This window comes from Marinobacter sp. LV10R510-11A, assembly GCF_900215155.1.
Taxonomy (GTDB): domain Bacteria; phylum Pseudomonadota; class Gammaproteobacteria; order Pseudomonadales; family Oleiphilaceae; genus Marinobacter.
The window spans coordinates 96471-122290 of sequence record NZ_LT907980.1 but is presented as its reverse complement, the minus strand read 5'-3'; the positions used below and the strand labels follow the sequence as shown (position 1 = coordinate 122290).

29 protein-coding genes and 7 pseudogenes are annotated in these 25820 nt (G+C 52.7%); 7 read left to right on the top strand and 29 right to left on the bottom strand.

What is annotated here, in order from left to right:
• Nucleotides 1–342: 342 nt before the first annotated feature.
• Entirely contained in the window at nucleotides 343–819 is a 477-nt protein-coding gene (locus tag CPH80_RS23230) for an RES family NAD+ phosphorylase (RefSeq protein WP_413772253.1), read from the top strand.
• On the opposite strand, the gene CPH80_RS00700 is transcribed toward CPH80_RS23230, so the two are convergent.
• The 5 genes from CPH80_RS00700 to CPH80_RS00680 all read right to left on the bottom strand — a co-directional run bounded on the left by CPH80_RS00700 (nucleotide 736) and on the right by CPH80_RS00680 (nucleotide 3947).
• Nucleotides 736–1008: an antitoxin gene (locus CPH80_RS00700; protein ID WP_096275159.1), complete on the bottom strand. Its 273-nt coding sequence runs from the start codon at nucleotides 1006–1008 to the stop codon at nucleotides 736–738. The two genes, CPH80_RS23230 and CPH80_RS00700, sit on opposite strands and share 84 nt — an antisense overlap.
• Nucleotides 1005–1283 (bottom strand): DUF4258 domain-containing protein, encoded by a 279-nt coding sequence (locus tag CPH80_RS00695; protein ID WP_096275158.1) that lies wholly within the window; start codon nucleotides 1281–1283, stop codon nucleotides 1005–1007. Before CPH80_RS00695 ends, CPH80_RS00700 begins: the two co-directional genes overlap by 4 nt.
• A gap of 125 nt (nucleotides 1284–1408) precedes the next feature.
• Complete coding sequence (locus CPH80_RS21805; RefSeq protein ID WP_166671485.1) at nucleotides 1409–1867, bottom strand: hypothetical protein; 459 nt, start codon at nucleotides 1865–1867, stop codon at nucleotides 1409–1411.
• Nucleotides 1868–2202: 335 nt separating this feature from the next.
• Nucleotides 2203–3552: a type II toxin-antitoxin system HipA family toxin gene (locus CPH80_RS00685; RefSeq protein ID WP_172898572.1), complete on the bottom strand. Its 1350-nt coding sequence runs from the start codon at nucleotides 3550–3552 to the stop codon at nucleotides 2203–2205.
• Entirely contained in the window at nucleotides 3546–3947 is a 402-nt protein-coding gene (locus CPH80_RS00680) for a helix-turn-helix domain-containing protein (protein WP_096275157.1), read from the bottom strand. Before CPH80_RS00680 ends, CPH80_RS00685 begins: the two co-directional genes overlap by 7 nt.
• 454 nt (nucleotides 3948–4401) lie before the next feature.
• Here CPH80_RS00680 and nadS point away from each other — a divergent pair, with 454 nt between their 5' ends.
• The 3 genes from nadS to CPH80_RS00660 are packed head-to-tail and all read left to right on the top strand — an operon-like array spanning nucleotide 4402 to nucleotide 5402.
• Nucleotides 4402–4779: a NadS family protein gene (gene nadS, locus CPH80_RS00670; RefSeq protein WP_134036786.1), complete on the top strand. Its 378-nt coding sequence runs from the start codon at nucleotides 4402–4404 to the stop codon at nucleotides 4777–4779.
• Between the two features lie 35 nt (nucleotides 4780–4814).
• Nucleotides 4815–5033 (top strand): AbrB family transcriptional regulator, encoded by a 219-nt coding sequence (locus CPH80_RS00665; protein ID WP_096275155.1) that lies wholly within the window; start codon nucleotides 4815–4817, stop codon nucleotides 5031–5033.
• Nucleotides 5034–5051: 18 nt separating this feature from the next.
• On the top strand, nucleotides 5052–5402 hold the full coding sequence (locus tag CPH80_RS00660) for an IS66 family transposase (protein ID WP_096275154.1): 351 nt from the start codon (nucleotides 5052–5054) through the stop codon (nucleotides 5400–5402).
• 205 nt (nucleotides 5403–5607) lie between these two features.
• On the opposite strand, the pseudogene CPH80_RS00655 reads toward CPH80_RS00660, so the two are convergent.
• The 5 genes and pseudogenes from CPH80_RS00655 to CPH80_RS00630 all read right to left on the bottom strand — a co-directional run.
• A pseudogene (locus CPH80_RS00655) lies at nucleotides 5608–6494 on the bottom strand (nucleotide sugar dehydrogenase); the annotation flags it as partial.
• A 330-nt stretch (nucleotides 6495–6824) separates the two neighbouring features.
• Nucleotides 6825–7573, bottom strand: a pseudogene (locus CPH80_RS00645) (IS630 family transposase); the annotation flags it as partial.
• 451 nt (nucleotides 7574–8024) lie between these two features.
• A pseudogene (locus CPH80_RS00640) lies at nucleotides 8025–8567 on the bottom strand (nucleotide sugar dehydrogenase); the annotation flags it as partial.
• Nucleotides 8568–8684: 117 nt separating this feature from the next.
• Nucleotides 8685–8882, bottom strand: coding sequence for a hypothetical protein (locus CPH80_RS00635; RefSeq protein ID WP_096275152.1), 198 nt, complete (start codon nucleotides 8880–8882; stop codon nucleotides 8685–8687).
• The gene (locus CPH80_RS00630; RefSeq protein ID WP_096275151.1) at nucleotides 8882–10102 is read right to left on the bottom strand and encodes an RNA-guided endonuclease InsQ/TnpB family protein; all 1221 of its coding nucleotides are present in this window, start codon (nucleotides 10100–10102) and stop codon (nucleotides 8882–8884) included. Before CPH80_RS00630 ends, CPH80_RS00635 begins: the two co-directional genes overlap by 1 nt.
• 23 nt (nucleotides 10103–10125) lie before the next feature.
• Between CPH80_RS00630 and tnpA the strand changes: the two genes are divergently transcribed.
• Nucleotides 10126–10536, top strand: coding sequence for an IS200/IS605 family transposase (tnpA, locus tag CPH80_RS00625; protein ID WP_096275150.1), 411 nt, complete (start codon nucleotides 10126–10128; stop codon nucleotides 10534–10536).
• Nucleotides 10537–10572: 36 nt separating this feature from the next.
• On the opposite strand, the gene CPH80_RS00620 is transcribed toward tnpA, so the two are convergent.
• From CPH80_RS00620 to CPH80_RS00605, 4 genes are all read right to left on the bottom strand, one after another.
• On the bottom strand, nucleotides 10573–11361 hold the full coding sequence (locus tag CPH80_RS00620) for a hypothetical protein (RefSeq protein WP_197703585.1): 789 nt from the start codon (nucleotides 11359–11361) through the stop codon (nucleotides 10573–10575).
• A 15-nt stretch (nucleotides 11362–11376) separates the two neighbouring features.
• Complete coding sequence (locus CPH80_RS23225; RefSeq protein WP_413772277.1) at nucleotides 11377–11637, bottom strand: polysaccharide biosynthesis protein; 261 nt, start codon at nucleotides 11635–11637, stop codon at nucleotides 11377–11379.
• 449 nt (nucleotides 11638–12086) lie between these two features.
• Nucleotides 12087–12512 carry a hypothetical protein gene (locus CPH80_RS00610; RefSeq protein ID WP_096275148.1) on the bottom strand — a complete coding sequence of 142 codons (426 nt, stop codon included), beginning with the start codon at nucleotides 12510–12512 and terminating at the stop codon, nucleotides 12087–12089.
• A 191-nt stretch (nucleotides 12513–12703) separates the two neighbouring features.
• On the bottom strand, nucleotides 12704–14677 hold the full coding sequence (locus CPH80_RS00605; RefSeq protein WP_096275147.1) for a polysaccharide biosynthesis protein: 1974 nt from the start codon (nucleotides 14675–14677) through the stop codon (nucleotides 12704–12706).
• Nucleotides 14678–14830: 153 nt separating this feature from the next.
• On the opposite strand from CPH80_RS00605, the gene CPH80_RS22860 reads away from it, so the two are divergent.
• Entirely contained in the window at nucleotides 14831–14965 is a 135-nt protein-coding gene (locus CPH80_RS22860; protein WP_264754806.1) for a hypothetical protein, read from the top strand.
• Nucleotides 14966–15018: 53 nt separating this feature from the next.
• Here CPH80_RS22860 and CPH80_RS00600 read toward each other — a convergent pair whose 3' ends face one another.
• The 4 genes and pseudogenes from CPH80_RS00600 to CPH80_RS00585 all read right to left on the bottom strand — a co-directional run.
• Nucleotides 15019–16194: a Fic family protein gene (locus CPH80_RS00600; protein WP_096275146.1), complete on the bottom strand. Its 1176-nt coding sequence runs from the start codon at nucleotides 16192–16194 to the stop codon at nucleotides 15019–15021.
• Between the two features lie 752 nt (nucleotides 16195–16946).
• Nucleotides 16947–17153 (bottom strand): AbrB/MazE/SpoVT family DNA-binding domain-containing protein, encoded by a 207-nt coding sequence (locus tag CPH80_RS00595; protein ID WP_096275145.1) that lies wholly within the window; start codon nucleotides 17151–17153, stop codon nucleotides 16947–16949.
• 89 nt (nucleotides 17154–17242) lie between these two features.
• Nucleotides 17243–17536: a nucleotidyltransferase family protein gene (locus CPH80_RS00590; protein ID WP_413772252.1), complete on the bottom strand. Its 294-nt coding sequence runs from the start codon at nucleotides 17534–17536 to the stop codon at nucleotides 17243–17245.
• Nucleotides 17537–17591: 55 nt separating this feature from the next.
• A pseudogene (locus CPH80_RS00585) lies at nucleotides 17592–17930 on the bottom strand (transposase domain-containing protein); the annotation flags it as partial.
• 174 nt (nucleotides 17931–18104) lie between these two features.
• Between CPH80_RS00585 and CPH80_RS00580 the strand changes: the two are divergent.
• Complete coding sequence (locus CPH80_RS00580) at nucleotides 18105–18350, top strand: hypothetical protein (protein WP_096275144.1); 246 nt, start codon at nucleotides 18105–18107, stop codon at nucleotides 18348–18350.
• Nucleotides 18351–18422: 72 nt separating this feature from the next.
• Here the strand turns inward: CPH80_RS00580 and CPH80_RS00575 are convergent, their stop codons facing one another.
• From CPH80_RS00575 to CPH80_RS00525, 11 genes and pseudogenes are all read right to left on the bottom strand, one after another.
• The gene (locus CPH80_RS00575) at nucleotides 18423–18680 is read right to left on the bottom strand and encodes a hypothetical protein (RefSeq protein WP_096275143.1); all 258 of its coding nucleotides are present in this window, start codon (nucleotides 18678–18680) and stop codon (nucleotides 18423–18425) included.
• Nucleotides 18681–18924: 244 nt separating this feature from the next.
• Entirely contained in the window at nucleotides 18925–20220 is a 1296-nt protein-coding gene (locus CPH80_RS00570) for a type II toxin-antitoxin system HipA family toxin (protein ID WP_096275142.1), read from the bottom strand.
• Complete coding sequence (locus CPH80_RS00565) at nucleotides 20217–20495, bottom strand: helix-turn-helix domain-containing protein (protein ID WP_096275141.1); 279 nt, start codon at nucleotides 20493–20495, stop codon at nucleotides 20217–20219. Before CPH80_RS00565 ends, CPH80_RS00570 begins: the two co-directional genes overlap by 4 nt.
• Before the next feature lie 254 nt (nucleotides 20496–20749).
• Nucleotides 20750–21262, bottom strand: coding sequence for a hypothetical protein (locus tag CPH80_RS00560; RefSeq protein WP_096275140.1), 513 nt, complete (start codon nucleotides 21260–21262; stop codon nucleotides 20750–20752).
• A 192-nt stretch (nucleotides 21263–21454) separates the two neighbouring features.
• A pseudogene (locus CPH80_RS00555) lies at nucleotides 21455–22442 on the bottom strand (nucleotide sugar dehydrogenase); the annotation flags it as partial.
• Nucleotides 22418–23368, bottom strand: a complete 951-nt coding sequence (locus CPH80_RS00550) for a nucleotidyl transferase AbiEii/AbiGii toxin family protein (RefSeq protein ID WP_096275139.1) — start codon at nucleotides 23366–23368, stop codon at nucleotides 22418–22420. The pseudogene CPH80_RS00555 and the gene CPH80_RS00550, both read right to left, overlap by 25 nt.
• Nucleotides 23365–23784 (bottom strand): DUF6088 family protein, encoded by a 420-nt coding sequence (locus CPH80_RS00545; RefSeq protein ID WP_227520297.1) that lies wholly within the window; start codon nucleotides 23782–23784, stop codon nucleotides 23365–23367. Before CPH80_RS00545 ends, CPH80_RS00550 begins: the two co-directional genes overlap by 4 nt.
• Before the next feature lie 322 nt (nucleotides 23785–24106).
• Nucleotides 24107–24787 (bottom strand): annotated as a pseudogene (locus CPH80_RS00540) (nucleotide sugar dehydrogenase); the annotation flags it as partial.
• Nucleotides 24788–24962: 175 nt separating this feature from the next.
• Nucleotides 24963–25316 (bottom strand): helix-turn-helix domain-containing protein, encoded by a 354-nt coding sequence (locus CPH80_RS00535; protein ID WP_096275138.1) that lies wholly within the window; start codon nucleotides 25314–25316, stop codon nucleotides 24963–24965.
• A 56-nt stretch (nucleotides 25317–25372) separates the two neighbouring features.
• Nucleotides 25373–25447 (bottom strand): annotated as a pseudogene (locus CPH80_RS00530) (type II toxin-antitoxin system HigB family toxin); the annotation flags it as partial.
• 85 nt (nucleotides 25448–25532) lie between these two features.
• The gene (locus CPH80_RS00525) at nucleotides 25533–25775 is read right to left on the bottom strand and encodes a BrnA antitoxin family protein (protein ID WP_096275137.1); all 243 of its coding nucleotides are present in this window, start codon (nucleotides 25773–25775) and stop codon (nucleotides 25533–25535) included.
• Between the last annotated feature and the right edge of the window lie 45 nt (nucleotides 25776–25820).

The window sequence follows — 25820 nt, the reverse complement described above, 5'->3', positions numbered from 1 at the left end:
CCACTGATCTAATCAGATTTCAGCGAAATGACGATTTTAATGCCACTCGCTAACCCGTCCGCTGAACGCGCCAATCGCCGGGTTCGACTGACTATGAGTGAACTGCCTTTTTCAGGGACATCCGCACTAGAATTTATGGCACGAGGCTCCATGAAGCATCTGATGCAAGCCCGGCGCTATTTCGATGCAAAACGGGGCTGGGCGTGAGGCCCACCCCCCGTTCTGGTTCTTCCAGACTGGAAGGCACATCGCATCATACCCAGCCACTACCCTCCGATCGACCTCTTCGAACGTGTCTACGAAACCCCCGAAGAGCTGGCCATCGCTTTTGAGATAGAAGCCATGACCAATGACCGCCTGCTCGATGAGGCTGGGGATTTGCAGCTTGTCGCCTCGGGGGACCGCCTAGTGGGCCCCGGCTCCAGCCCGGTGATGGCGGCATTCACGCACCGGGGTTTCAGAAGCCGATTCACCAACGGTGATTTTGGAGTCTATTACGCGGCTGATTCGTTGGAAACGGCGATTGCTGAGACCATTTACTATAAGGAGCGGGGAATGAAGGCTGCTAACGAATCTAACAGACTACTCTACAACTCAGTTCGCCGTCCTGGTTACGAGTGCCTTGCCGCGTTCAGGCCTATTGCTTTATGTGCTCCCGCGCAAAGCGATGGTTTGGCCGTTGCGGAAGAAGCTTTGTCGGCGCTAGCAGGGCAAAGGCGGATATTGAAAACTCGGCTATCTTTCTTCGTGCAGCCGACCCTCGACATACTTATGGAGGATGCTGGTAACCAGTGTCTGGTAGGGGATACCTTCTGCTAACGCCTTTTTCTGAAGACCACGCAGGTCTTTAGAAGAAAGCCGTATATTAATTCGCGCATCTTTTTTGAACATCGCCTCAGCGTATTTTTGATGCCGCTGCTGTATATTTTCAGCATGCGGAGCTCGCTTGAGCTCTCCGGTTTCAAACGCTTCTAGCAGTTCACGCTCTTCCTGATCTAGCCTACTCATTTCGGACCTCCCAAGTAAGTTTTGGTCGCTTTTCTGCTCGGAATAACGGTTTTCAAAAAAACTTCATCTTCTGACTCCAGGAAGGGGACGAGGTAGGCATACCCCTCAATCTCAACAACATGAATTTGCTGGCCTGGATAACGCTCCTGATTCGGATGCTCGAACGTATCCAGAATACCCCCGGCCATGATGTGGTAAACGACGTCCTCGAAAGCGACATTTCTCTCAGCTTGGAGGAGCCTGTTCTTCTCTAAATTCCATGTTATTGGCTTCATCGCTCAAATCGTAGCACAACGTGTGCGCTTTGTACTCAATAGTCATCAAGCCTGGGAGTGGCTTCAAAACACAAAAGGCAGCCCGCAGGCTGCCTTTTTCGTATCTAGCGATCCATCACCCTGAATCAGTGCTTAACCTGCGAGCGCATATCACTCACTTCATCCACTGCAAGACCGACAATCTCTGCGATCAATTGATCATTCATTTCTGTCCGGACAATCAACTTATGAGCCACTTCCTGCTTGACTGCTTGGACGCCCTCCTGAAAGCCTTTCTGATACCCTTTCTGATATCCCAACGGCATCCCCTCTAACCATTCTTTATTAACAAGATTCTCCAAGTTCTCTGCCAACATATCTCTGTCCTCCACCAAACTGTTCAGCCGCTCTAACCCCACTTCTGCGCCCAAGCGGCTCAAGTGGCGCTTGATCCAGCGGGTGATGATTTTATCCACTCGCTCTTTGTTCGGGTCGGCTTCGATAATCTTAACAACCCGATCCACCGCCTGCTGCAGGGCTTCCCAGCTGTGGCCGGCGTTTTCAACACCAAATACGCCACTCAGCAGTGTTTTCTTGTTGATCAATTCTTCATCAGTACAGCGCCCTTCGTCAATCAGATAATAGCGAAGATGCGGCTGGCTGCTGCAGATCTAAACCGGGGACGGATTTCAAATCCGTCCCCTACTTTGCACCATGTCGTAAATGTCCTGACGAGCGGACCAGCGTTGGGAACCGTTGTATAAAACCATCGGAAAAACCGATGGCAGGCCTTGGCGGGGTAACGCCTTCCCAAGTCACCTCCACCGACCAGACAATATCTTCGAATTTTTCCTCAAATAACGGCGTAATGTCGTTGCCACTGTGGTTCTTGAGGGTACTAAAATTCAGCAGCTGCGCAATCTCAGTCGGCGCAAAGCCTTCAAAGATCGAGTCGAAGATTTCCCTCAATCTCATCGATCAGTGACTTGGGAACGTTGTTCTTGGAGGCCAAGGGGCGCCATTGAGAAACGGCATGGATGCATTCTCGGATAATCTCCAGTGCATCGCTCTCGGGGAAGTTGCCAATCTGAGAAGCCACCGCCAGCAAGTCCGCCTGTGTAAACTCCGAACGCCGGCCGTTGAGAGAGATGTTGTGCTGTTCGACCCAGAAAGACCCCGGTCGATAGCTGTAAGCGATGTCATAAGCCGGTGCCAAAGACCAGTCTCCCTCTTCGCTCATGAGGAACGAGAAGTTCTTGGTGTGGTCGTCCTGGTTACGGGCAACAACGTTGAACACCATCCGGCGATACAGCTCTAACGCCTCGACCCGAGAGAGCCGCAAGCGGCGAGCCACCTGAAACAACTCCTCGTAACTGAACTGACCAGGCTTCTTGTAGTCCGCATGAGCCATAGCACAGAGCGTTTGCATGTGGATCTTGTTATTGCCCTTGCGGTCAAATCGGCGGGTCAAAAAGTGCGCTCGGGGCCCGTCCAGGAGAATCTCAGAAGGCTCCATGCGGATGCCGGCCAAGGTCGCCATCTGGTAGTAGGTGTACTCCATGAGGCCGAAGCCCATGGGATCGCCAAAGATCTCACTGCCTGAGCGGTGTTCGGTCACTCCATCAAATTTAAGAAGGTAGTGTTCATAGCCCGCGGGGGCATCCATCTGGCCTGAACGGATATCGGTTCGGTTTTTATTGAGAGCAACGACGGCCTTGGGGCGGGCGCCCCCGGCGGAGGAGCCTACCTGAAAGATGGAATCAATCCCGCTGTTGTTTTCCGGAGCGATTTCGCCGCCGGCCCGAGCTCGTTCATCAAGAACCGTTTGAGCCGTTCTGACTAAGGCATCAATCTCAAGAGACTCGCTTGAGCCGGTATTGGCACCGAACATGGCAGGCAGGAACTCCAGCGCTCCCATGCCCCGGGTGCCAGTGTACAAAAGCCGCTCAACGGCTGAGAAGTTCTTAGGATCACGACCCTGGCGAGCGATCCAGGCGTTAATGACGGCGTTGCCGAAATCGTCAGGCAGGGTATCGGCAAAGCAGCCGGGCAGCCCTTTGTAAGTCTCCGGGTTCAGGGAGGTGAATTCGAAGACGCTACGAAGGCCATGAAGAGGCATTGTAAGAGGCGCAATGTCCAAGCCATGGCTGTGCCAGTCAGGATCGTAACCAAAGCGATAAACGCCTTGTTGGCGGTCGTACATGAGTGCACCAACAGCCTTCCCCCAGAGCATGACCTCTGCGATGTCTTCTGGGTCAAGGCCTGAGCGGTGACGCTTACGCACTACCATTCGAGCTTGTCCTTACTGCCATCTTTTGGGGGTTTTGTCGGTTCAGAGGATTCTTCTTCCTCGAATCTCCGCTGCTTTGCATAAACTGACGGCGAATGACCTCTTGCGGAAACACTGAGACCTTTGCGGATTCCGCGCAATAAAACCGCCGGGTTTATCGGCTCCGGAGCAATAAAGAGTTCCAGCGTATCCATCGCCTCCATGGCACGAAGAGCCGCGACCAGATAAGGGAGCTTGCCGGCGCCTTCGTCAAGAAGCTTGCGCAAGGTGGGTTGGCTGACGCCCGTCTCCGAGCCGAGGTCCTCACGACTCATCCCCCGTGACTGGCGGAGCAGATCGAGCCGGCTTCCTATTTCTTTACACCAGGCATCGTCTGATAGCGCGTAAGGATCCATAGCTGCTCCAACTGAAAAATATTTTTCAGAAAATACTCAATTCATCTTAATTTTGTAAGAAACGTTTCACAAATAGTATAAAACAATGGAAAAATCCATACAATGAAAGGAATTTTTCAGAATACTGGGTATAATGCCACTAGTTGAAACAAAACTTTCACTTCTATTTTATATTGGCTTGAGTCTGACCACCTCTGCCCCAACGGTGTAGAAAAAGCTCGACATCCCTCCGATTCTGTAAAAAAAGTGAGCCTTGTGTGGAAAAGTTCGAACAGACAAGACATCGGATAAAATTGGTAACAAAATTTTCCCCTAGGGTCATTTATTTCCTGGCCTCCGCGGAGATCATTTATCTAATACTAGCGTATCCTAAAAGCACTAAAGACAGCTTGACGCCGGCCGAGAAAATCACATTGAAAGCGCTGACTCATCAATTAAAAGGGGAGTTTTCCAAATGAGCATTTTTAACGAACTCCAGACATCCCTGGAAGAAGCCATCAGTATTAAGCACGGCAAAGCTCAGGCCTCCCGAACAACTCGCCACGAAGTGGCCGATGTGAAAGCGATACGAGCTGCATTGCATGTTTCACAGGCCGAATTTGCAAAGGCCATGGGAACCAGTGTCGTTACCATAAAAAGCTGGAAAACCAAACGCCGTAATCCCACAGGCCTTGCAGCCAAGGTTCTCGCGACAATTCAAGACAACCCCAGTTATTTCAGCGAGCGGATGGCTACGGTTATCACATCCAACCCAACCAACGAAAGGAGGGAGACAGGAAAAACGAGTCGTGCTAACGCACGATGCGCTGTCCCTCCCAGCCCTAAATTCTGAATTTTGCCTCGTAGTCATTCGTAAGGGGGAGCCATATGCCCGTTGTCAGCCAAAAAAGACAAGTCACGCTTCCGGTTGAGCAATGCTCAATCGCAGGTATTCAACCTGGCGACGAATACGAGAGCTTCGTCAGTCGGAAGGGTGTCATTTCGATAGTCCGAATGCACAAAGGAGCCGCCAAAGGCCTGCTCAAAGGCATCCCCGTTAATGACCATGTGTGCGATGAACAATCCCTAGAAAGCGTCATACGCTGAGGGTTGCCGTTGATACAAATGTGGAACAGCAGCTTTGGCCAGGCGGTCAACTACTTCAACAAGCACTTCGACGGACTCAGCGCATTCTGCCGCCATGAGGGGGCACCGCTCGACAATAATCGCATGGAGCGTGGTCTCAAGCTGCCGATCCGTAATCGCAAGAACGCCATGTTCTTCAAGAGCGCCGCCGGTGCGGCCATCGCCGATGTGATCACCTCAGTGATTGCGACCTGCGCCTTTGCCGGAATCAATCCGCTGATTTACCTGCGGAGCGTCCAGCGCCATGCCAGCGAAGCCAGGCAAAGCCCGCAGAGCTGGTTGCCGTGGACCTATCAAAGCCATAGCAGTCAAGACATCAAAGCCGCCTGAGCGCGCCATCCAGACAGGTCTAGCACAAGCATAGCGCGAAGTTGCGCTATGCTGCCGTAAGGTCACCATAGGAAAGGGCGATGGCTTGGGTGTTGTGGGGCAAACTAGGGATAGCTAGAACAGGGACAGATTTCAAATCTGTCCCTGTTCATCATGGCTAAACCGGGGACGGATTTAAAATCCGTCCCCTTCCCCACTACTCCCCTTACAACCTCAAATCCGCCGCGCCCAACGGCAACACGCCTTTAAGGTCAAACAAAACGCCGCCCTGTTTCAAATAAGCGCGGAAATCGCCGGCCGTCCTACCCATATACTCGTGATGAGGCACCGCCAGTATCAGCGCATCGTAGTGCCCGCTGTTCGCGGTCTCGGTCAGCGCAATACCGTACTCGCGTTCGGCCTCTTCACTGCTCGCCCAAGGGTCTGACACATCCACCGAACAGCCAAACTCTTTCAGCTCCCGCACAACGTCAATAACGCGGGTGTTGCGCAAGTCCGGGCAGTTCTCCTTGAAGGTAAGGCCCGACACCAACACCCGGGCGTGGGCAACGGTGTGGCCCGCTTTGATCATCTTTTTAACCAGCTCGGCGGCGACGTACGGCCCCATGCCATCGTTCACCCGGCGACCGGCCAGGATGATTTCCGGGTGATAGCCAATGGCTTGCGCTTTGTGCGTCAAATAGTACGGGTCTACCCCAATGCAATGCCCGCCCACCAGGCCCGGTTTGAACGGCATAAAGTTCCACTTGGTGCCGGCTGCGGCCAGTACTTCGTGGGTGTCGATGTTCATGCGCCTGAAAATCATTGCCAGTTCGTTCATCAGCGCGATGTTCACATCCCGCTGGGCATTTTCAATCACCTTGGCGGCTTCGGCCACGCGAATAGAGCTGGCCTTGAAAGTTGAACTGGTCGATGGGCGTGGGCACGGTGATGATGAACACCGTGCCCACGAAAGTCTTCCAATTCCGTGGTGAAGGATAACTGCGACACCTCCGCCAGCTCTTCGCTGGAGACTTCCTGGGTCACATCCACACCGTCGCGCAGCTGTCGTACGCGGGTGGTGTTGATATCAAAACCGATTACACGGCGCTTCATTTCCTTACCAAGCCACTCGCCACCAGTTGGCCTAGCATGTGAGCTGCTTGGCGTTTACCGTATTTGCTTTGTTGCTCTAAGCCTCCAACCGCAAGAACTTTTTGGGATCATCTAAAAACTCTGCGATATTCAACGGCGAAAATGTTCTTTCATTCGACTCAACGAGGTCACGCGCTCCCACGCACAACTTTGTGATCGGGAAAACTAACCTCGGCTCTTCGGCAAAAAATACTCGCGCTACCCACTTGCCCGGAAGCATTCGTCCATTGCCATCGATAAGACCATACCCCAAAAGCGTAATGCCGTTTAGGCCTTGTAATTGCTCACCATATCCTTTGACGAGTTTTGAAACATGTCGATTTGCCGTAGAAAGTCGAGAAACTCCCTGGCTCGATGACGTTGGGTGAGCCGTCCGATCACCTCGCCGTTCAGGATGTTAAAGGCCGCATACAAACTGGTGGTGCCGTGCCGTTTGTAATCGTGATTGTGGCGCTCAATCTGTCCTGGCCTCAGTTGTAATTTTGGCTGAGTACGATCCAGAGCCTGGATCTGCGTTTTCTTGTCAACCGACAGAACCAAGGCGTTATCGGGCGGGTTCAGATACAGACCAACCACATCAAAAACCTTCTCGCAAAGTCTGGATCGTTGCTGATTTTGAAGGTTTTCAGACGGTGAGGCTTCAGCTTCGCAGCCCGCCAAATCTGCTGTACTTGCCAGCGGGTGACGCCGGCATGTTCTGCCATCAATCGAAGGCTCCAATGGGTGAGCCCGCGCGGAACCTTATGGACAGTGTCATTCAGAATGGCTTTGACTTTTTTTTGATCAAGCTTCCGGGGCTGTCTTGGCCTTGGGGCATCGTTCAACCCTGTTAACCCTTGCCTGGAATAGCGATTACGCCACTTGAACACCGTGGGGCTACTGACACCGAGCGATTCTGTGACCTCCTTCGGGGACTGCCCAGCGTTCAATGACAACAAAATTCGCGCTCGTTGCACCAGATTCTGGCTCATGGTACCCATTCGCAACCAGCTCTCCAGTTCCAGTTGATCGTTGATCGTTGATCGTTGATCGTTGATCGTTGATCGTTGATCGTTGACTGTAAGATTAAAAGGTGCAGGTTGCCGCGCCACAATAACATCCCCATAATTCGTGAGTATCGCGAAATTATAGCAGGGTTAGGATAGCTAATTAACCAGTCGGGACACTAGTCATGACCCTTCCCTAAGACCTTTTAATAGGTCTTAACTTGAGGGTAAGCGGGTTCGTATGCAAGGAGAAAATATTTTAACGAACTGCGCGGAATTTCAGAGCGACGCTCCGTTTTTCAAGCTTGGCATTGGGCAAAACGTGGGTTGTTGACCTTGGCATAACGCTCTCCTACAAGCACCCTGATTTCTATGTTAACTAAAAATCAATTGGTTCGTGCTTAGGTTGGCACACAGGGCCCCTCAAGCCCCCCAACAAAATCTCATCCACCTCTGCTCTCACCGTAAATCTAAAATAGCCAATCCGTCCCCTATTTTAGACTTTGCGGGTCAGGTAGCAGGGATCGATCCCAATACAGTGCCCACCCACCAGGCCGGGTTTGAACGGCAGGAAGTTCCACTTGGTGCCGACGGCGGCCAGTAATTCGGGGGTGCCGATGATCATGCGACGGAAGATCATCGCCAGTTCGTTCGTCAGCGCGATGCTCACATCCCGCTGGGTGTTCTCTATCACCTTGGCGGCTTCCGCCACGCGAATGGAGCTGGCTTTGAAAGTATCAGCGGTGATCACATCGGCGTACAGCTGGTCTACGATGTCAGCAATCTCGGGCGTAGAACCTGCGGTCACTTTCTGGATGGGGGTGACCCGGTGTTCTTTGTCACCCGGGTTGATGCGCTCCGGGCTGTAACCGGCAAAGAAGTCTTGGTTGAACACCAAACCCGAGACCCGCTCTGAAACCGGCACACACACTTCTTCTGTGGCACCGGGGTAAACCGTGGATTCGTAAATCAAGATGTCACCAACTTTCAATACCTGGCCCACGGTTTCACTGGCTTTGATCAGCGGCGTTAAGTCCGGCGCTTCTTAGCTGATTGTTTTGACTGAAAGGCGATAACCCGCGCCATTATCGCCGCGATCTTTTTCTGACACGCTATGGCATCGATGGTGTCCAAGCCAACAATGTGAGAGCAATAATTAAGCTCACTCCAAAACTGGCCCTAAATCCTCACTTCCCTCTCTCAGCGATAAGTAATCCAAATTAACTTTCATATACTGAGCAAGCAGAGCCACGGTAACCGTATCTTCTCTTTCAGCGTTTCCAAGCAAGCTTGGAAGGTCTGCAAATGTCAGGCCTTCGTCTTCTTCCAGCTCTTGGATCAGGTCATAAACTACCGCCACTAAGCCACACTTAGAAGCGGTTTTGCAGAGTGACCTGCATTGGGCGAGTTTCCGCCCAAACCTAAAGCCCACTTGATAGCCACAAGGCCGCTCGCCGCGTCACGCGGCATGGTACAGCCGCAATCGCACTGATGCGTTCGTTCGCTGAGCGTCTTTTTTACGACCTCCCAGCAGGCAGGGCAACGCTGACTCGGCTTTGCTTTTCGAGTGGGTATTTCGACAAACTCACCACCAGTTTCTTCGACTTTGTAGTGAATCATGGCCAGCAACTTTGCCGGCGCGGTGTCTAGTATCTCCCGGTTTAACCCGGACTTCTGCTTGACCATTTTCCCTGGCTTTTCGAGTGTGCCTTTTGCCGTTCGGGTCATGTTCCGAATGGTCAGTTTTTCCGTGGCAAAGAGCGTGTATTCCTTCGCTAGATCGTGGCTCAGTTGATGGTGATCGTGGTGGCGCTGCCGGGCAACCTTAGCTCTGGCTTGAGTCAGAACTTTACAGGCCCGCTTCCACCGGTTGGAACCTCGCTTTTTGCGTGATACAGCCTGCTGCATCGGCAGCAAGCTCTCTTTGGAGTCCCGGTAGTAACGTGGGTTCTCGATCGCGTAATGCTCGCCGTTTTCGTACGTAACCGTGCCTAAATACTCCACGCCCCAATCAAACCCGCAAGCTTTCTGGCCTTTGCAGGCCCGCACAGGCTCACATTCGACGGTGACTGATAAGAACCACTGCCCGTGCTTATGGATAACCTGGCTAGTTTTGACCTTTCCCAGAGTTCGAGCCTTCCCCCGAGCCTTGATGCGGCCAATGCCGTTGATCGAAAGCCTGCCGTGCTTACCGTTCGCCTCGGGAATAAACGCCCAGCCGCTGCCACCGCACATCTCAAAACTGGAAAACCGGCTGAGTGAGCGAAAGCGGGGGAACCCCGGAGCCTGGCCTTTCTTTACGCGCTCAAAAAATGCTTTGAACGCTTTGTCCAGGCGGCGAAGCGTCATTCGGGTAATGTAAACCGGAATGGCTTTGTATTCGGGATGGTCGGCGCGGATCTGAGTCAAACTGGCTTGTTGGTCGTTATAGGAGATCGACTTTCCGGTTTTTCGGTAACAGTCGATACGCTCTTGTAGTGCGGCATTATAAAGTTGTTGGTGTAAGCGCAAGCTCTCAAGCAACCGCTCAGATTGCGATTGGCTGGGGTAGAGCTTGTAATTGGTTTTGCGCTTATCCATGAATCCTAATATAATTGGTTCCTATGTCTAAAACAACCCTGAAAGCTCAGCACCATTGCGTATACAACACAAAGTATCACTTGGTTCTTGTGACAAAGTATCGAAACCCGGTCATTAACGAGGGCATATTAGCTCGCCTGTCTGAACTGATTTCTGAGCGTGTGAGCGCTTGGGAGGGGGAGCTTTTTGAGGTAAACGGCGAGCCTGACCACATCCATATTTTGATGGAACTACCCCCCAAATACGCCGTAGCTGATTTTGTGAACGCCCTGAAAACGGGAACCTCTCGAAGAATCAGGAAAGAGTTTGCCGACCACGTTAATAGCTATTACTGGAAACCATTTTTCTGGTCGAAAAGCTACTGCGTAATCACCTGCGGTGGCGCACCGCTTTCGATTATAAAGCAATACATCGAAAACCAAAAAGGCGCTTAACCCTCACCAAACTTCGTATGGAAAGGGAATGCAGCGCTAACGCTGTTCAATACCCAAACGCTCAATCGTGTTGACATAAGGCATGTGTTTTTCCTCCTGTATGGCGTAAACCGCCTGTGCAAATTCGGGGTCCAGATTTTTTGGTAACTGGATCATCCAATCAATAATGTTAAACAGTCGTAAAATCTGTTCTCGACTATAGCCCCGTTCATACAGCAGTCGTATCAGGGCCACCTTGGTGTCTTTGCGCGTGGCGTCGTTCTTCACCCGTTTGGCCTGGATCTGGGCCATGACCACCAATGCAAACACGTTGTCGCTGGCCTCCAGTTCCGCCCAGCACGCTTCCCAGTCCATCAGTTTAGTCGTGGGGAAGGTAAACGTCAGCTCACAGCCCCAACGTTCATAGTGAAAAGTGGTAGGCCGGAAGCCCTTACGTGTGTCGGCCAACACTGCCAAGCTCACGACATCGATACCGTAACGATCCCGTAGTCGGTACTGATAGATGTACATGCGCTCGGCGAAGGCTTCTTCTGGTTCACCCTGCACTTCAACGTGAATCAGCACCCATGTTTCACTGCCGTCACGGGCGTAAACCTTAACCAACTTGTCGGCGTAACGCCGACCGCTGCTGGCATCTGCCGTGATCTGCTGCAGCTCTTTGTCAAGAAAGCTGTAACCCTTCGACCAATCTACGTGTTCATGAATCGCCGGAAACAATAAATCCAGAAACTCTTGAAAGTACCCCTCCAGCGCCATCTTCCACGGACTGTCGTGGTCTGCTGACCGCGCAGCGTCTCTATCGTTCGTGTGTACTCCTCTGTACAACACCAGTTTACCACATCACCGCCTTTCAAGCGCTTTTGGGCCACGACAAACCAGATGAAAGCTCGGCATTGGCGTGTTGGCTAGGCGGTGACATAACGCCGAATTACGCAGCATTACCGCTTCACAGCGGCGGCGGTGCACCACACTGCCCAACAATGGGTGAACGCACACATTCAAGCCTTCCACCAGATTAATCTGCTGAAGCTCGCGCTCAATGGCGTACAAAGCAAACTCGGACTGCTCAAACAACACCAGGCATTTGGGCTGATGGCGAATAATCTGCCGGCACAGCTCAGAACCAATTGAACCACCGGCGGCGGTTCACGTCCGTATCCGCATCCACCACTAACGGCAAGCGTCTAACCCCATGGCTACGCACCGCCTCTTCCAAATGGCACAAAGCAAACGCCGACAACCCCCCAATCAAGGTTTTGTGGTTAGTGGGTCTGCGCCCTGAAACAAGCCGCAGTCAGTCAGAATACCGGAGGAGGGATACGATATCGGTTAGAAGGGATAATGCTCAACTCGTGGCAGGAGCCAGAAACGGCGCCGTGGTGGGAAATATTAATCATAACAACCTCCTTGTTGCCGGTTTCAGAAGCCGGCCAGGGACAGACTCAAAGTCTGTCCCCGCTTTGGTGCTTTCGGGACAGATTTCAAATCTGTCCCGGCTGTCCGCTTTACTCCCAGGGACAGATTTTAAATCTGCCCCTGCTTTTCTTCTATTAATGCTTGTCTTCAATTCGCAGCTTGACGATCTCGTCAACCGATAACCCCGTCGCTACTGCAATCTGATCGTTACTGAGCACGCCAAATGAAAGAAGATGACGAACGGTTTTACGCTTTTCTTCTAATGCGCGCCAATCGCTCTCCTGACGCCCCTCAAGCCGTTCTTTCTTAACCAGGTTTTCCAAGTTCTCTGCCAACATATCTCTGTCCTCCACCAAACTGTTGAGCTGATCCAGGTGTACTTCAGCCCCGAGTCGCTGCAAATGGCGTTTTAGCCAGCGGGTAATGATTCTGTCGGTACGATCCTTGTTTGGGTCCGACTGTATGATCCCCACCGCACGATCTACTGCTTGCTGCAAACCCTCCCAGCTGTGGCCGGCATTCTCGACGCCAAAGACCCCACTCAACGGTGTCTGGCGCATCGAACGGGGCAAACCCTTCGATCAACTGCTGAACAAACTCCGGGTGGCTGAACAATTCCTTGTTGCCGGTTTCAAGAGCCGGCCGGGGACAGACTTAAAGTCTGTCCCCACTTTGGTGCTGGCTTTACTCCCTGGGGACAGATTTATAAATCTGTCCCCGCTTTACTTCAGTTTCCTCCTTGGGACAGATTTCAAATCTGTCCCAGTCTTCCGTTCCCCGCCATCGGGACAGATTTCAAATCTGTCCCGACTGCCCCGGCTTTATCGGCCACCAACGGCCGCGGATTCAAATTCCACACCAAATCCCCAACACCCCCATTAGGCGCAAAACCCGTCGGTGCCGCTTTAAGAATAGACAGCGCGCTCTCACAATCAAACGCCTGGCTGGCGTATTGCAGTTGCTTGATGGTGTCCGCAACCTCCGGCCAGGTCATACACACCTCACGGGCCATCATAATGCGCGGGTGTGCCGTGCCTTGGGGATCATCACCAATCAACAGTTCTTCAAACAGTTTTTCACCAGGACGTAAACCACTGAACACCAGTTCAATCTCGCCATCTGGCTGCTCGGCGGTTCTTTCACGGCGACCCATTAAGTGCATCATCTTGCGGGCCAAATCCGCAATTTTCACCGGCTCACCCATATCCAGCACAAACACCTCACCGCCCTCACCCATGCTACCGGCTTGCAGCACCAATTGGCTGGCTTCGGGAATGGTCATGAAATAGCGAATAATGTCCGGATGAGTCACCGTAACCGGCCCACCACTGCTTATCTGGTCGCGGAACAAAGGCACCACAGAACCCGACGAGCCCAGCACATTGCCAAAACGCACCATCGAGAACACCGTACCGCTCTGGCGCTGGGCCAACCCCTGCAGCACCAACTCTGCCATACGCTTACTGGCGCCCATCACATTGGTGGGCCGTACCGCTTTATCGGTCGAAATCAGCACAAACAACTCAACGCCCGCCGCAACCGCTGCCTCGGCCGCGTGCAATGTGCCGAACACATTGTTCTGCACACCTTCAATCACATTGTGCTCTACCAGCGGCACATGCTTGTACGCCGCAGCGTGGTACACCGTTTGCACGCCAAACGAAAGCATTACCGCTTCACAACGGCGGCGGTGCACCACACTGCCCAACAGTGGGTGAACACATACGTTCAGACCTTCCGCGAGATTGATCTGCTGAAGCTCGCGCTCAATGGCGTACAAGGCAAATTCAGACTGCTCAAACAACACCAGGCATTTGGGCTGGTGGCGGATAATCTGCCGGCACAACTCGGAGCCAATCGAACCACCGGCGCCGGTCACCATCACCGCACGGCCAAACAGCGACGACGCCACCTGGGCGCTGTCTGATCGCACCGGATCACGGCCCAGCAGATCCTCAATCTCAAGATCGCGAATGTCATTAATGCGCGCCTGACCGGCAATCACTTCGCTAAACGACGGCACCGTTTGCACCGGAAGATTCAGCTTTTCCAACTGAGTCAGAAACTCGCGACGGTTCACGTCCAAATCCGCATCCACCGCCAGCAGCAAGCGCTCAACACGCAGACTGCGCACCGCGTCTTTTAAATGACTCAACGCAAACGCCGGCAAACCCACCACCAAGGTTTTGTGGTTGGCAGGTATCAGACTGATAAACATGACAGGGTGGTATTCGTCACCCTGCTGTAACGCTTTGGCCAACTGAACACCGGTTTTACCGACGCCTATAATCGCCACGCGCTCTTTATCACGCCCGGAAGAGTATTGCACCAGCATGCGCATACTCATGCGGCTACCACCCACAAAAATTAACGCCAACGCGGCGTAGATCACCGGAACAGAACGGGGAACAAATACGTTCAGGCCGTAGCTCAGTAACACTAACAGCAACGTCGAGGCCGCAACGCCGGTAATGATGGTTATGAAAGCCCGGTCACTCATGTAGCGAATAACAGCACGATACAAACCAAGCCGAACGAACACACCCAGCGTAAATACAACAGTAAGTAATGAAATCAGCAACTGAGCTCTGTTTGGTTCCCACAAGGCCACGTCCAGGCGTAACGCAAAAGAGGCCCAAAGCGCAAAGGACAGGGCGATGAAATCGGCGGATAGCGATATCAGCCGTTTTTTGAAGCGGGATAATCGAAGAAATTCCTTAAACATAATGACCTTTTATCGTCTTGGAGGGTTCGGCGACTTTCAACCCGGTTGTCCAAATGGCTTTTACCAGCCCCTCACCCTCAATCACTGTTGAACAGGTCGCGGGTATACACTTTACCTTCCACATCCGCCAGGTTCTCGCTCCGGCGATTGGCGATGATCACGTTAGCCTCAATACCCTACGCCCGGCTGGCACTTCTAGACAATCCAGAGCCGATTAACCCGGAGCTCCGTGCTGCTGCACTGAAACACAGGAAGCTGGCGCGTGACTTTAAAGACAGAAGAAATTAATAAGAAACACAACCGTCGTAATGCCCCACCACATTCACCTTGGAATGCTTTGCCTACTGGGGTGAAAGCTTCGGGAAATACATTGGTTCAGCGTGTTCCGGTACTGCCCACCGCAGCGGAGAACGGCTATCTTTTGGATCAACAGCCACCAGCAAACCGTCTTCCCGCAACTTTTTAAGAAGACGCCGGGCGGTACGCTCCTCTTTCTCTCCAGTCAGTGCCAGAGCATCCGCTCGGGAGAGAGAGCCTTGAATGTAGCCCTGATACAGAACCCATTTCGCCGCAGGCTTGAGATCGTTTCGAGACACCACGTAGCCCTCAATCCTGTGCTTCATCGATTGCAAATCCAACAAGCCGGAGATGTATTCCACCTGGTCAACTGCAGTATCGAGCACAAAGCGACAGAAACGAGTTAATCCCAGCTCACTGAGTGGGCCGCGGCCATCGGTCTGTCCCTGCTGAACTGCATCGGCCTGAGCGAGATTACTTTTATACTTGTCAGAGTAGATAGCCAGCCCACGGCTCAAACACCAGACACCCACACTTTCCAGTCCTGCTGCCTGGAAGGCCGCGTCGGTCCAGAGCCGGACAATCCGACCATTTCCGTCCAGGAAGGGATGAACCCACAGAAACCGGTGGTGCGCAGCGGCTATCGCAATCAGACGCTTATCGCCTTGGTGTCTGGGACTCTTATACTCACTGCAGAATTGGTTCATCAGATTTTCGAGGTTGTCGGCTTCAGGTGGGAGATGCCGCCCTTCCTTCACACCGCGAGTCCTGAACTGACCGCCCTCTACCCATGCAACCTCACCAGTCTCTGCCAGGTGAACCTTCCTGAGATCCTCCGGGAGGTCTTTGTAGAATCGATGGTGGAGCTCCTTGATGAAACCAACGGACATGACCTCATCCAGAGTCCGCTTTTCCGAGGCAACCCAGTCCTGTACCGCGATGTGAGCCAGAGATTCGATCTGCTTGTCCCGAGCAACGGGGTCTGCCTCGAAGTTGCCACGTTGGGCTTCGCGTATCTGGTGCGGAAGTGTCCGGTTGCCCTCAATCAGGTTGCTGTAATAAGAATTAATGACGGCCATGTGCCGGCGCAACGTATCAGCGGTTTCCGGCGCAAGCTTGCCGGTGACCTGGGCTGCCTGTCGATTAAGGCGACTGGCCAGATCCAATAGACCCGCATCAGTGCAAGATTTGTCGTTCGGCGCAAAGGGCGCGGCGCTCATCCAGGAACTCATTGGCGACCTTCTGTGTGTTTCAGTCGAGACGATTGTCCGGCACCTTGTCTGGGTAACTGTCTGGGCATCTTCGCTTGCAATTTTTAGAGCCCAATACACCTTTAAGCACTGCAACCCCCTAAAAATAGAAGCAAAAAAGAAAATGCATGGATACTAAATAATAGCTCATTGGCGAGCGAAAGCAATTTGATGTCCGGCAATTTGTCCGGGTAAATGTCCGGCATAGAAACGGCGAACGCTTCACGTCTGTGTTCAAAATTTCACGGTGCTGTTCCGTTACCTTTAACAATACCCAAATCGTACGCGCATCAAAACCATGTAAATTCCGTCGCTAACCAATCACTTGTATTCCGTCCCAGCCACCAACCCTCTCCAACAACCCCCGCAACGCCGGGCTAGGGTACTTAACCCCCTCTCATCCTCCCACCGCCGCTTCACGCTTACATGCGCCACCGGCTCCACCGCAGTAACCGTCCGGCCATTACACATTGTCAGAGTCAGTCAAACTTGAGACTCGAACAAAACCATGACCAAGCAGTAGCTGTGGCAGGAATAATGCCAGCAGCATGCTGAAAACGGCTACAAATGTGGCCAGTATCATCGTCGCCACAAAAAATGGGGCAGGCGTCAACAACGCAGCATGCGTCAATCATACCGCGCTGTCCGCTTTCTGATAGAGATCTCAACCACCGAGCTAACATTCGGCTGCGCAGCGACCAATTTGCTGCCGCCGCGCGGCTCTAAACCGCCGGGTGGACCGGGGGTTCTTTCCGGATAATTACGATCCTGCCGTCTTTTACGCTGACATCGATTTCGTCACCGATTTTTATCCCAGCAGCATCCAGAACCTCCTGCGGGAGAGTGACTGCCAGGTCTTTGCCGTCCTTCTCTATTATCGTTTTCAACGCAGCTTCCTCTTTTCTATCCAGTCGAGTGCAGTTTTCCATGGCCGATTATCGTAAGCGCCCGGACAGCACACCTTACAAACTTCAGTATTATCTGATGTGATCGAGATGCATTTTGGCTTATAGATCTTTCACACGGGTCTTGCTTCGCTTATTACAGTCGCCCTGACTCTGATCGGCAAATCGCTTGGCGTGACCAGATCAATCTTTACTTTTAGCAATGACTGAAGCTCATCCTGAAGGCCACCCAAATCGAACAATGTGGCATCGGGTAGTGGGTCCACCAATAGATCTAGATCACTGGTATCGCCGTCATCTCCACGAGAAACCGAGCCAAACACCCGAATATTTGTTACGGGGTAACGACTGGTAATTTCTCGGATTTCTTTTCTGTACCGGCTGTAAACCTTGGAAGCTCTACCCACCTCATTTCACCTTGATTGCTCGCTTCCATTGCAATATTTGGTAACCGTAGAGCGTTCACACTTTGCTATTAATAGCCTGCATCCAGTTGTGGGGCAATAGCTCGGCGATGGCGTTGTTCTTCTGTGTTGGCAGCCGGGTCAGCACATCCTTCAGATAAGCATAAGGATCATGCCCATTCAGCTTCGCTGACTGGATCAGGGTCATGACGGCAGCAGCACGTTGACCGCTGCGCAACGATCCTGCAAATAGCCAATTGGACCGGCCCAGTGCCCAGGGCCGGATCTGGTTTTTCACCCAGTTGTTATCGATGGGCACCGCGCCATCGTCCAGATAGCGCGTCAGCGCTTTCCAGCGTTTAAAACTGTAATCCAGGGCTCTAGCCGTGCCGGAGCCAAGAATAAGTGGACACTATCTTGACGGCTGCGGCGGCGGGCTCAATATGGGATTACCGGACGCTTACCGAGGAGTCTGTATCTCACTCTCTCAGCTGTAGCCGAATTGAACCAACGCCAATTTTAGGCGCATAATTTTGTTAGTATTTAGGGTGTGATTTTGCGGGAGAGCGCTATGAAGAAACTCATGAATGAAGAAGAGAAATCTGCGCGTGATGAATCTCAGATTTTCGATAAAGGGCCACTCACTGCGAAGGAAAACAAGATACTGGTCGACGGAGGAGTAGCCATTCCAATACCAGGACTTATTCGCCACATCGAAAAAATCCTTAACACTCCTGTGTCAAAAGTGGACTGGATTGACCCTGAGAGTACTACCGCTAGACTTCTGCTAACCGGAGGCCTTCAATCAATGCGTTGAACGAATCCGGTCACCCTGACCTGCCTCCAATCACCTAGCCACTCACCGCTTCTCTTTACGGTCTTTCGTCAATCACCCCGCCCTAAAGGGACGGGGTATCCCGCGCAAAATGATGAAATCCTCTGAAGCGCCCTCTCCGTCGAACCAAGCATCCCAGTCTTCTGGGGCAGTGGCGGGATCCGTGGGTCGCTCGAATTTCTTGACTGAACCTTTTAGTTTTTCCAAGGGCTCACACTCGTGAGAGAGCGGCGCGGCCAATTCGTCCGCGTGGGCTCCGTAGGCATCCAGGTTTTCGAGTAGCTCCCGTTCTGTTGGTCGTTTCTTTTTCATGGAACCCCCTCGCTGAAAAAGCCTTCTCTCTAATATATCAGATTCCTTGGCTTTTCGAGGCGTCCAGCAGATCAGCTTGTGGGTTTTCGACTCCATTGAAGTAGTCTGTCCAGATGCTGGTATCCACCAGAATCATTCGGCACCGCTCATTTCACTTAGGTCGCCTTCCCACTTGATCTTGCCGCGTAACTTTCTAATTTCCTGCTGTTTGAATCGCCCCCAGTATTCTTCTCTTGCAAACGACTCACCCAACCAGCAGGTCTCGGTTCTGATGGTACGTTTGATCCAGCTGCTGTTGGATTAAACGAATCGTCTCTGAACTCACGCCAAGTTTCTTTGCGACCGCGGAAAATTCGACCAGAGTATCCGCCACGCGCTGAACGTCCTGGCGTGCTTGCGGCCAAGAGGCATACCCAGCCCCCGCAGCAAGCCGCTTCAGCACCTTCAATGGCGGTTGTTTGCCAAACCCAGCGTAGCCTGTCGCATGCTCCCCAAAACGGCCAGGGCTGAAGGTGACATCATAAAACGGTGCTGGCAGCCATTCGCCGTCATCGCTTTGCAGAAAAGCCCAGTTTTTGCTGTGATCATCCTGATTCACAGCAAGCAAATTGAACACCGCACGCCTGAACTGTAGCTTCGCGGCCTGAGCGCCACGGCATAATTGGCCGCTGGCCTTGATCAAATCCTCATAATCCAGACTTGGTGCGCGAAAATCCGCATCCAGCAATCCACAGGCGCTGTGTAAGTGCACGCAACCGGGCACATCGTCTGTGCGCCAGACCCGGTCAAAACGTTCAACGGCTAACCACGCCTTGGCGCCCGATTTTTCCGGAGCCGGCAGCAACTGCCAACTGGGAGGCTTCAAGCCTGCGCCTTCTGCCAGCGACAGATAAGCCGCCTCACACAATCCTTCTTCGTGCCCTAACGATAAGTTGGCCGAGGTGAATTTTACCAGCCAGGCTTCATCGCCTCCCTTTGCCCGGGTGCGACAAGCCTTGTAGTCCCCGGGCGCAAAATAAAGCTGCGCCTTTGGCCGTGCACCAGCCGAGCTGCCCGCTGCCACCAGCTCTGCCAGAACTTCGCTCGTTTGCCCATCAAACAGCGCCTGAGCATGAAGCCCAAGCTGCGCCGTATCAATCGGTTTGTCATCGGCCTCAGGCACAAAGTCCGCAACCGGCGTATAACTCAGTGCCCCACTGCCGGTGGCTCCCACAAATGCCAGCCGATCCATCGGTGTCACCTGCGCCGGCAACACACCCTGTTGTCGAAACACCCGATCCATCAACAACAGCCCCCAGCCATCGGGCAAGGCATCGGCAAACACTCCGTGCAATCCGCCATGGGGGGCTCGCGGTGCTCGCTGCACGCTCGAATCCCACTTGAGCGCGAACGGCGAAAGCGAGCAGTGTTCAACGAGGTAGTCCGGGGCGTACTGAAAAAAAACCCCTTCGCGGTTCTGAGCCAACCCACCAACCCGTACCTGCTGGCCATTGGCGAATGTGCGCCACACGGTTAACTGACGAACCGACGAAACACTCACTGGGAGAGCACCTCATCGAGCGTCCGCGGGGCCGGTTTTTGTTCCGCGTCAAGCGTCAGACCTTGAATCCGTTGAAGCTCATCAACGGATTGCCACAGCAACAAAAACTGGCGCAATGAAATCTGCCCGGTGGTTTCAAATTTCTTGATCGTCGAAGCCGGCACCGTACTGCGCTCAGCCAACGCCGCCCGAGACCATTTCAACGCCTTTCGGCGCTGTTGCACGTAACCCGCCAGAGCCTCCTGGACATCTCTTCCCGACAACAGGCTTAACATTGGACACACCTATATCTATTAACCAATAAATTATAACATAAAAGATACAGTGGTAGCCAAAACCTGGTCAGTAACAGCACAAATCACGCGTCAGCACCAAGGCACGGATGTGCGCAATGGATTTTAGTCCCCTCAGTCCCAGTCTGGGGAAAGATTTCAAATCCGTCCCCGGTTTAAGCGTCTACCTCCGCGTCAAGACACAAAAGGCAGCCCGCAGGCTGCCTTTTTCGTATCTAGCGATCCATCACCCTGAATCAGTGCTTAACTTGCGAGCGCATATCGCTCACTTCAGCCACCTCAAGACCGGCAACCTCTGCGATCATTTGGTCATTCATTTCTGTTCGTGCAATCAAGTTACGAGCTACTTCCTGTTGGGCTGCTTTAGCGCCCTCTAATCGCTCTTTCTTAACCAGATTTTCCAAGTTCTCTGCCAACATATCTCTGTCCTCCACCAGACTGTTCAGCCGCTCTAACCCTACTTCTGCGCCCAAACGGCTCAAATGGCGCTTGATCCAGCGGGTGATGATTTTATCCACCCGCTCTTTGTTCGGGTCGGCTTCAATAATCTTAACAACCCGATCCACCGCCTGCTGCAGGGCTTCCCAGCTGTGGCCGGCGTTTTCAACACCGAATACGCGGTTCTTGAGCGTACTAAAGTCCATCAGCTGCGCAATCTCAGTCGGCGCAAAGCCTTCAACCAGCTGCTGGACGAATTCCGGATAGCTGAACAGTTCTTTGTAACCGGTGTCGTGATGATTCATGGCCATGCACTGTGATCTCCCTATCAAGCAAGAATTTACTGTACTACGTACAAATCATGCATAGGAAAGGGCGATGGCTTGGGTGTTGTGGGGCAAACCAGGGATGGCTAGAACAGGGACAGATTTCAAATCTGTCCCTGTTCATCATGGCTAAACCGGGGACGGATTTGAAATCCGTCCCCTTCCCCACTACTCCCCTTACAACCTCAAATCAGCCGCGCCCAATGGCAACACGCCCTTAAGGTCAAACAGAACGCCTTCATCTTTGAGGTAAGCGCGGAAATCGCCTGCCGTCATACCCAAGTACTCATTGTGAGGCACCGCCAGTATCAGCGCATCGTAGTCCTTATTGCTCGCAGCCTCGGTCAGCGAAATACCGTACTCGCGCTCGGCGTCTTCACTGCTTACCCAAGGGTCTGACACATCCACCGAACAGCCAAACTCTTTCAGCTCCCGCACCACGTCAATCACCCGGGTGTTGCGTAAATCCGGGCAGTTCTCCTTGAAGGTGAAACCCAACACCAACACCCGGGCGTGGGCGACGGTGTGGCCCGCTTTGATCATCTTTTTAACCAGCTCGGCGGCGACGTGCTGCCCCATGCCATCGTTCACCCGGCGACCGGCCAGGATGATTTCCGGGTGGTAGCCAATGGCTTGCGCCTTGTGCGTCAAATAGTACGGGTCTACCCCAATGCAATGCCCGCCCACCAGGCCAGGTTTGAACGGCATAAAGTTCCACTTGGTGCCGGCTGCGGCCAGTACTTCGTGGGTGTCGATGCCCAATCGGCCAAAAATCATCGACAGCTCGTTCATTAGCGCAATGTTCAAATCTCGCTGGGTGTTTTCAGTCACCTTGGCCGCTTCGGCCACGCAAACGGAGCTGGCAAACCGGGGACGGATTTCAAATCCTTCCCCTAACTTGGATCACGTCGGCGTACAGGGCGTCCACCTCATCGGCCACCGCCGGAGTAGAGCCGGAGGTTACCTTCATAATGGTGGTTATCCGGTGCTCCTTATCACCCGGATTAATCCGCTCCGGGCTGTAGCCCGCATAAAAGTCCTGGTTAAAGCGCAGGCCAGACACCCGCTCCAGCACAGGCACACACACCTCTTCGGTGGCACCGGGGTAACTTGGGGACGGATTTGAAATCCGTCCCCGGTTTAGGCTTCTACCCACAACACTTGATGGGTCAGGTCCGTCAACGTCTGCAACGCTTCGTCCCACTGCACGGGCGACTCGTGATAAACCAGAGGCCCAATGAACGCTTCGTATCGTTCTTTGTGGATGGGCTCTCTCTGTAAGCACGCCAGCCCATGCAGCATCTCAGCCCTAGGGTCAGTCAGAAATTCCACATGCTGACGCCCGAAATGCTCAGCGTCTGTTTTCATCACTATTTGAATCAACGACTCAATGGGTTTCAGGTCACAGCCAGACTTAAAGATTAAGTGAAGGTCGTAGACATGCCGAATCAGCGTTTTGTCATCTTTACGGGATGAGTCGCGATCCGCATAAGCCGTTCGACGGAGCAAAGCGACGAGTTTTTCACTGGCGGTAGACTGGATATCAACCGATGGAAAATCAGATACTTCTGCGGATTGATTCAACGCTTCAGCGTACAGAGACCGGAGCGCAGTGTTTATCGGAGGTTGCATCAAAGATGACTGAGTCACATCGAGTTTAAGGTGCGGCCTCAGGGCAGGAATCGTAACCTGTGTCTGGGGGTAGGCAATCAGGAACTCTGCATACCGATATTCATTCCGCTTCTTGATACCTCCAGATTCGATGACAAATTGTTCCGATGCTTCGAGCTTTTCCTCAATCATTTTAAGAGTCGCTTTACTAGCGACCCTCAGCGCGCCACGAGACATCCCGCCTGTTTCCGATGCCTTCGGCACCAACTTAATGTCGATATCTTCCGACATCCGATAAGTGTTCTGGTGGGCTTTTGCCAAACTGGTTCCGCCAGCGAAGACTAGGTCAAACTCTATCGGTTTTATCGTTGCCAAGAGCTTCAGCAATTGAACCGCGTAATAGTCTTTCTCAACAATTGCAGGCCGCTCAATACCAAGCGCGTCTGCAACATCCGCCAACAGCGAGGTATCTAAACTCATGCAGCGACCGCCTCAACCATTAGGCGGTAATTTCCGTAAAAAATGCTGCGACTGAAGTCGCCGTAAACGCGAACAGTTACCCGCGCCGGAATCTGGGTAGACCCAGATTGGTAGTCCCGCTCGGCCCCGGTCGGCTCCCAGCGAACGCCCAAACGGCTTAAAGCCTCTTTAGAAACCTGATCGAATCCGCCGGGAGCCGCCAGCATTGTTTTGCCCGTAATCCGGTTAGGGCGCGCCTTTGCGTAGAGACCCTGGCCAATTCGAGCGAGTCGCCCTCGTGCTTCGAGCCCCCTCAAAGCGCGGCCAATCTGATCGTAGTCGCCTAAAGCTTTAAAATCGGACCTTAGGAACACGATTCGCCGACTTTTCCGAATTTTCTCGCGAATTCTGAATTCAAGAGTAGGTGTACGTATCATCGTGACGCCCCAAGCGGTTCATGACTTTACTTATTTATAATCAATAATAGTGAGGCTGTCAAAAGAATACGACACTAATAAATATATATTTTTTCGTAAGTATATGTTTAAAAACACTAAATAGACCATTATTGAAGAAAAAAGCGCCGCAAATATGGGCTTGCCAATCCCAAAACTTCACCCTTTTCTCGCAGGGTACCCACACCGACCAAGGCGTAGGGCGAATGCGGGAAATGGATGGGAAAGGGGACGGATTTGAAATCCGTCCCCTTCATCCCAGCATTGGGGACAGATTTCAAATCTGTCCCCGGTCTAGCACTCCCTACAACCTCAAATCCGCCGCACCCAATGGCAAGACTCCCTTAAGGTCAAACAGAACGCCTTCATCTTTGAGGTAAGCGCGGAAATCGCCGGCCGTCATACCCAAATACTCGTTGTGGGGCACCGCCAGTATCAGCGCATCGTAGTCCCCATTGCTCGCAGCCTCGGTCAGCGAAATACCGTACTCGCGCTCGGTTTCTTCACTGTTTACCCAAGGGTCTGACACATCCACCGAGCAGCCAAACTCTTTCAGCTCCCGCACCACGTCAATCACCCGAGTATTGCGCAAATCCGGGCAGTTCTCCTTGAAGGTGAAACCCAACACCCGGGCGTGGGCGACGGTGTGGCCCGCTTTGATCATCTTTTTAACCAGCTCGGCGGCAACGTGCGGCCCCATGCCATCGTTCACCCGGCGACCGGCCAGGATGATTTTCGGGTGGTAGCCAATGGCTTGCGCCTTGTGCGTCAAATAGTACGGGTCTACCCCAATGCAATGCCCGCCCACCAGGCCCGGCTTAAACGGCATAAAGTTCCACTTGGTGCCGGCTGCGGCCAGCACTTCGTGGGTGTCGATACCCAGCCGTCCAAAAATCATCGACAGCTCGTTCATCAGCGCAATGTTCAAATCCCGCTGGGTGTTTTCAATCACCTTGGCCGCTTCGGCCACGCGAATGGAGCTGGCAAACCAGAGACAGATTTGAAATCTGTCCCCTATCCTCGTTGTTGGCCCAGCTGTCGGTGGCGTCTACCTAGCAGCCGAATTCACCCAGCTCTTTGATCAAGCCCACTACTTTGGTGTTGCGCAGGTCTGGGCAGTTTTCTTTGAAGGCCAGGCCCCTTTGGTTACTGGTGAGCCGTCAGTCAGCCAAAAGGCTCTCATAAGGAATATTCAAGCCATTGTGGAGGCGCTTGACCATGCCCATGGTAAGGGGGCGCTTCTTGTTCAGAACCTCTGAAACACGGCCGCTAGGGCCAATATAAACCTCCAGATCACGCTGGGTGAGGCCGTCCTGGTCCATGCGGAAGCGGATAGCCTCGATCGGATCTGACGCCGGCATCTCATAATGCTGATCTTCGTACTTCTCTATCACCATACTTAAAAGTTCCAGCTCATCGCCTGCATCCGTTTCTGTCCTGGCTCCCCACAGCTCTTCCATCCGCGCAAAAGCCCTTTGAAGGCCGTCTTCGTCACGAATAAGTTTAATATCCATCACACGGTCTCCGCATCTATTTGATCGTACTGGGGGTGCGTACCGACGAACCTTATTCAGGCTATCTGTTTCTCATAATCAATGGCCGCCACGACGCGGTACTTGTTGCCTGCAACGTTGAACACCGCCCGGGCCTCTCATTCAGTTATGATAAAGCGCTTCTTCTATCCTCACCGCCCTGAAGGGACGGTGAGGATGTCAAGGAGTCCGTTGGTGTTACTTGTTAGCATTTTTTTGATGTGCTACATACTCATCCAGTAACTCACGAATCATTTTTTGATACTGCATGTGATTAGTTTTGGCGGCATGCTTAAAATATGCAACACTCTCGGAACTTAATGAAATAGTTACTTTAGTATTTTCACTTTTTAATTTCAGCTCTTCAGGTGAAGACAAGAAGTCAGCAACAAGTCTTAATTCACCAATTGGCTCATCAGTGTATTGAATTTGCTTGTTCATATAATTTTCTCCCTTTTCTCCAGTAACCAGCACCAATAATTCTGA

Bases quoted from the DNA above. Each gene is read 5' to 3' on its own strand.
- CPH80_RS00560 (WP_096275140.1), bottom strand. From the start codon at position 21,262: ATGGCCATGAATCATCACGACACCGGTTACAAAGAACTGTTCAGCTAT.
- CPH80_RS23230 (WP_413772253.1), top strand. From the start codon at position 343: ATGACCAATGACCGCCTGCTCGATGAGGCTGGGGATTTGCAGCTTGTC.
- CPH80_RS00535 (WP_096275138.1), bottom strand. From the start codon at position 25,316: ATGGATATTAAACTTATTCGTGACGAAGACGGCCTTCAAAGGGCTTTT.
- CPH80_RS00680 (WP_096275157.1), bottom strand. From the start codon at position 3,947: ATGGATCCTTACGCGCTATCAGACGATGCCTGGTGTAAAGAAATAGGA.
- CPH80_RS00610 (WP_096275148.1), bottom strand. From the start codon at position 12,512: ATGCGCCAGACACCGTTGAGTGGGGTCTTTGGCGTCGAGAATGCCGGC.
- nadS (WP_134036786.1), top strand. From the start codon at position 4,402: ATGAGCATTTTTAACGAACTCCAGACATCCCTGGAAGAAGCCATCAGT.
- tnpA (WP_096275150.1), top strand. From the start codon at position 10,126: ATGTCTAAAACAACCCTGAAAGCTCAGCACCATTGCGTATACAACACA.
- CPH80_RS00630 (WP_096275151.1), bottom strand. From the start codon at position 10,102: ATGGATAAGCGCAAAACCAATTACAAGCTCTACCCCAGCCAATCGCAA.
- CPH80_RS00580 (WP_096275144.1), top strand. From the start codon at position 18,105: ATGAAGAAACTCATGAATGAAGAAGAGAAATCTGCGCGTGATGAATCT.
- CPH80_RS00685 (WP_172898572.1), bottom strand. From the start codon at position 3,552: ATGGTAGTGCGTAAGCGTCACCGCTCAGGCCTTGACCCAGAAGACATC.
- CPH80_RS00550 (WP_096275139.1), bottom strand. From the start codon at position 23,368: ATGAGTTTAGATACCTCGCTGTTGGCGGATGTTGCAGACGCGCTTGGT.
- CPH80_RS00595 (WP_096275145.1), bottom strand. From the start codon at position 17,153: ATGGAAAACTGCACTCGACTGGATAGAAAAGAGGAAGCTGCGTTGAAA.
- CPH80_RS00545 (WP_227520297.1), bottom strand. From the start codon at position 23,784: ATGATACGTACACCTACTCTTGAATTCAGAATTCGCGAGAAAATTCGG.
- CPH80_RS00565 (WP_096275141.1), bottom strand. From the start codon at position 20,495: ATGTTAAGCCTGTTGTCGGGAAGAGATGTCCAGGAGGCTCTGGCGGGT.
- CPH80_RS22860 (WP_264754806.1), top strand. From the start codon at position 14,831: ATGATCACGTTAGCCTCAATACCCTACGCCCGGCTGGCACTTCTAGAC.
- CPH80_RS00600 (WP_096275146.1), bottom strand. From the start codon at position 16,194: ATGAGCGCCGCGCCCTTTGCGCCGAACGACAAATCTTGCACTGATGCG.
- CPH80_RS00665 (WP_096275155.1), top strand. From the start codon at position 4,815: ATGCCCGTTGTCAGCCAAAAAAGACAAGTCACGCTTCCGGTTGAGCAA.
- CPH80_RS00525 (WP_096275137.1), bottom strand. From the start codon at position 25,775: ATGAACAAGCAAATTCAATACACTGATGAGCCAATTGGTGAATTAAGA.
- CPH80_RS00700 (WP_096275159.1), bottom strand. From the start codon at position 1,008: ATGAGTAGGCTAGATCAGGAAGAGCGTGAACTGCTAGAAGCGTTTGAA.
- CPH80_RS00605 (WP_096275147.1), bottom strand. From the start codon at position 14,677: ATGTTTAAGGAATTTCTTCGATTATCCCGCTTCAAAAAACGGCTGATA.
- CPH80_RS00575 (WP_096275143.1), bottom strand. From the start codon at position 18,680: ATGAAAAAGAAACGACCAACAGAACGGGAGCTACTCGAAAACCTGGAT.
- CPH80_RS00660 (WP_096275154.1), top strand. From the start codon at position 5,052: ATGTGGAACAGCAGCTTTGGCCAGGCGGTCAACTACTTCAACAAGCAC.
- CPH80_RS00695 (WP_096275158.1), bottom strand. From the start codon at position 1,283: ATGAAGCCAATAACATGGAATTTAGAGAAGAACAGGCTCCTCCAAGCT.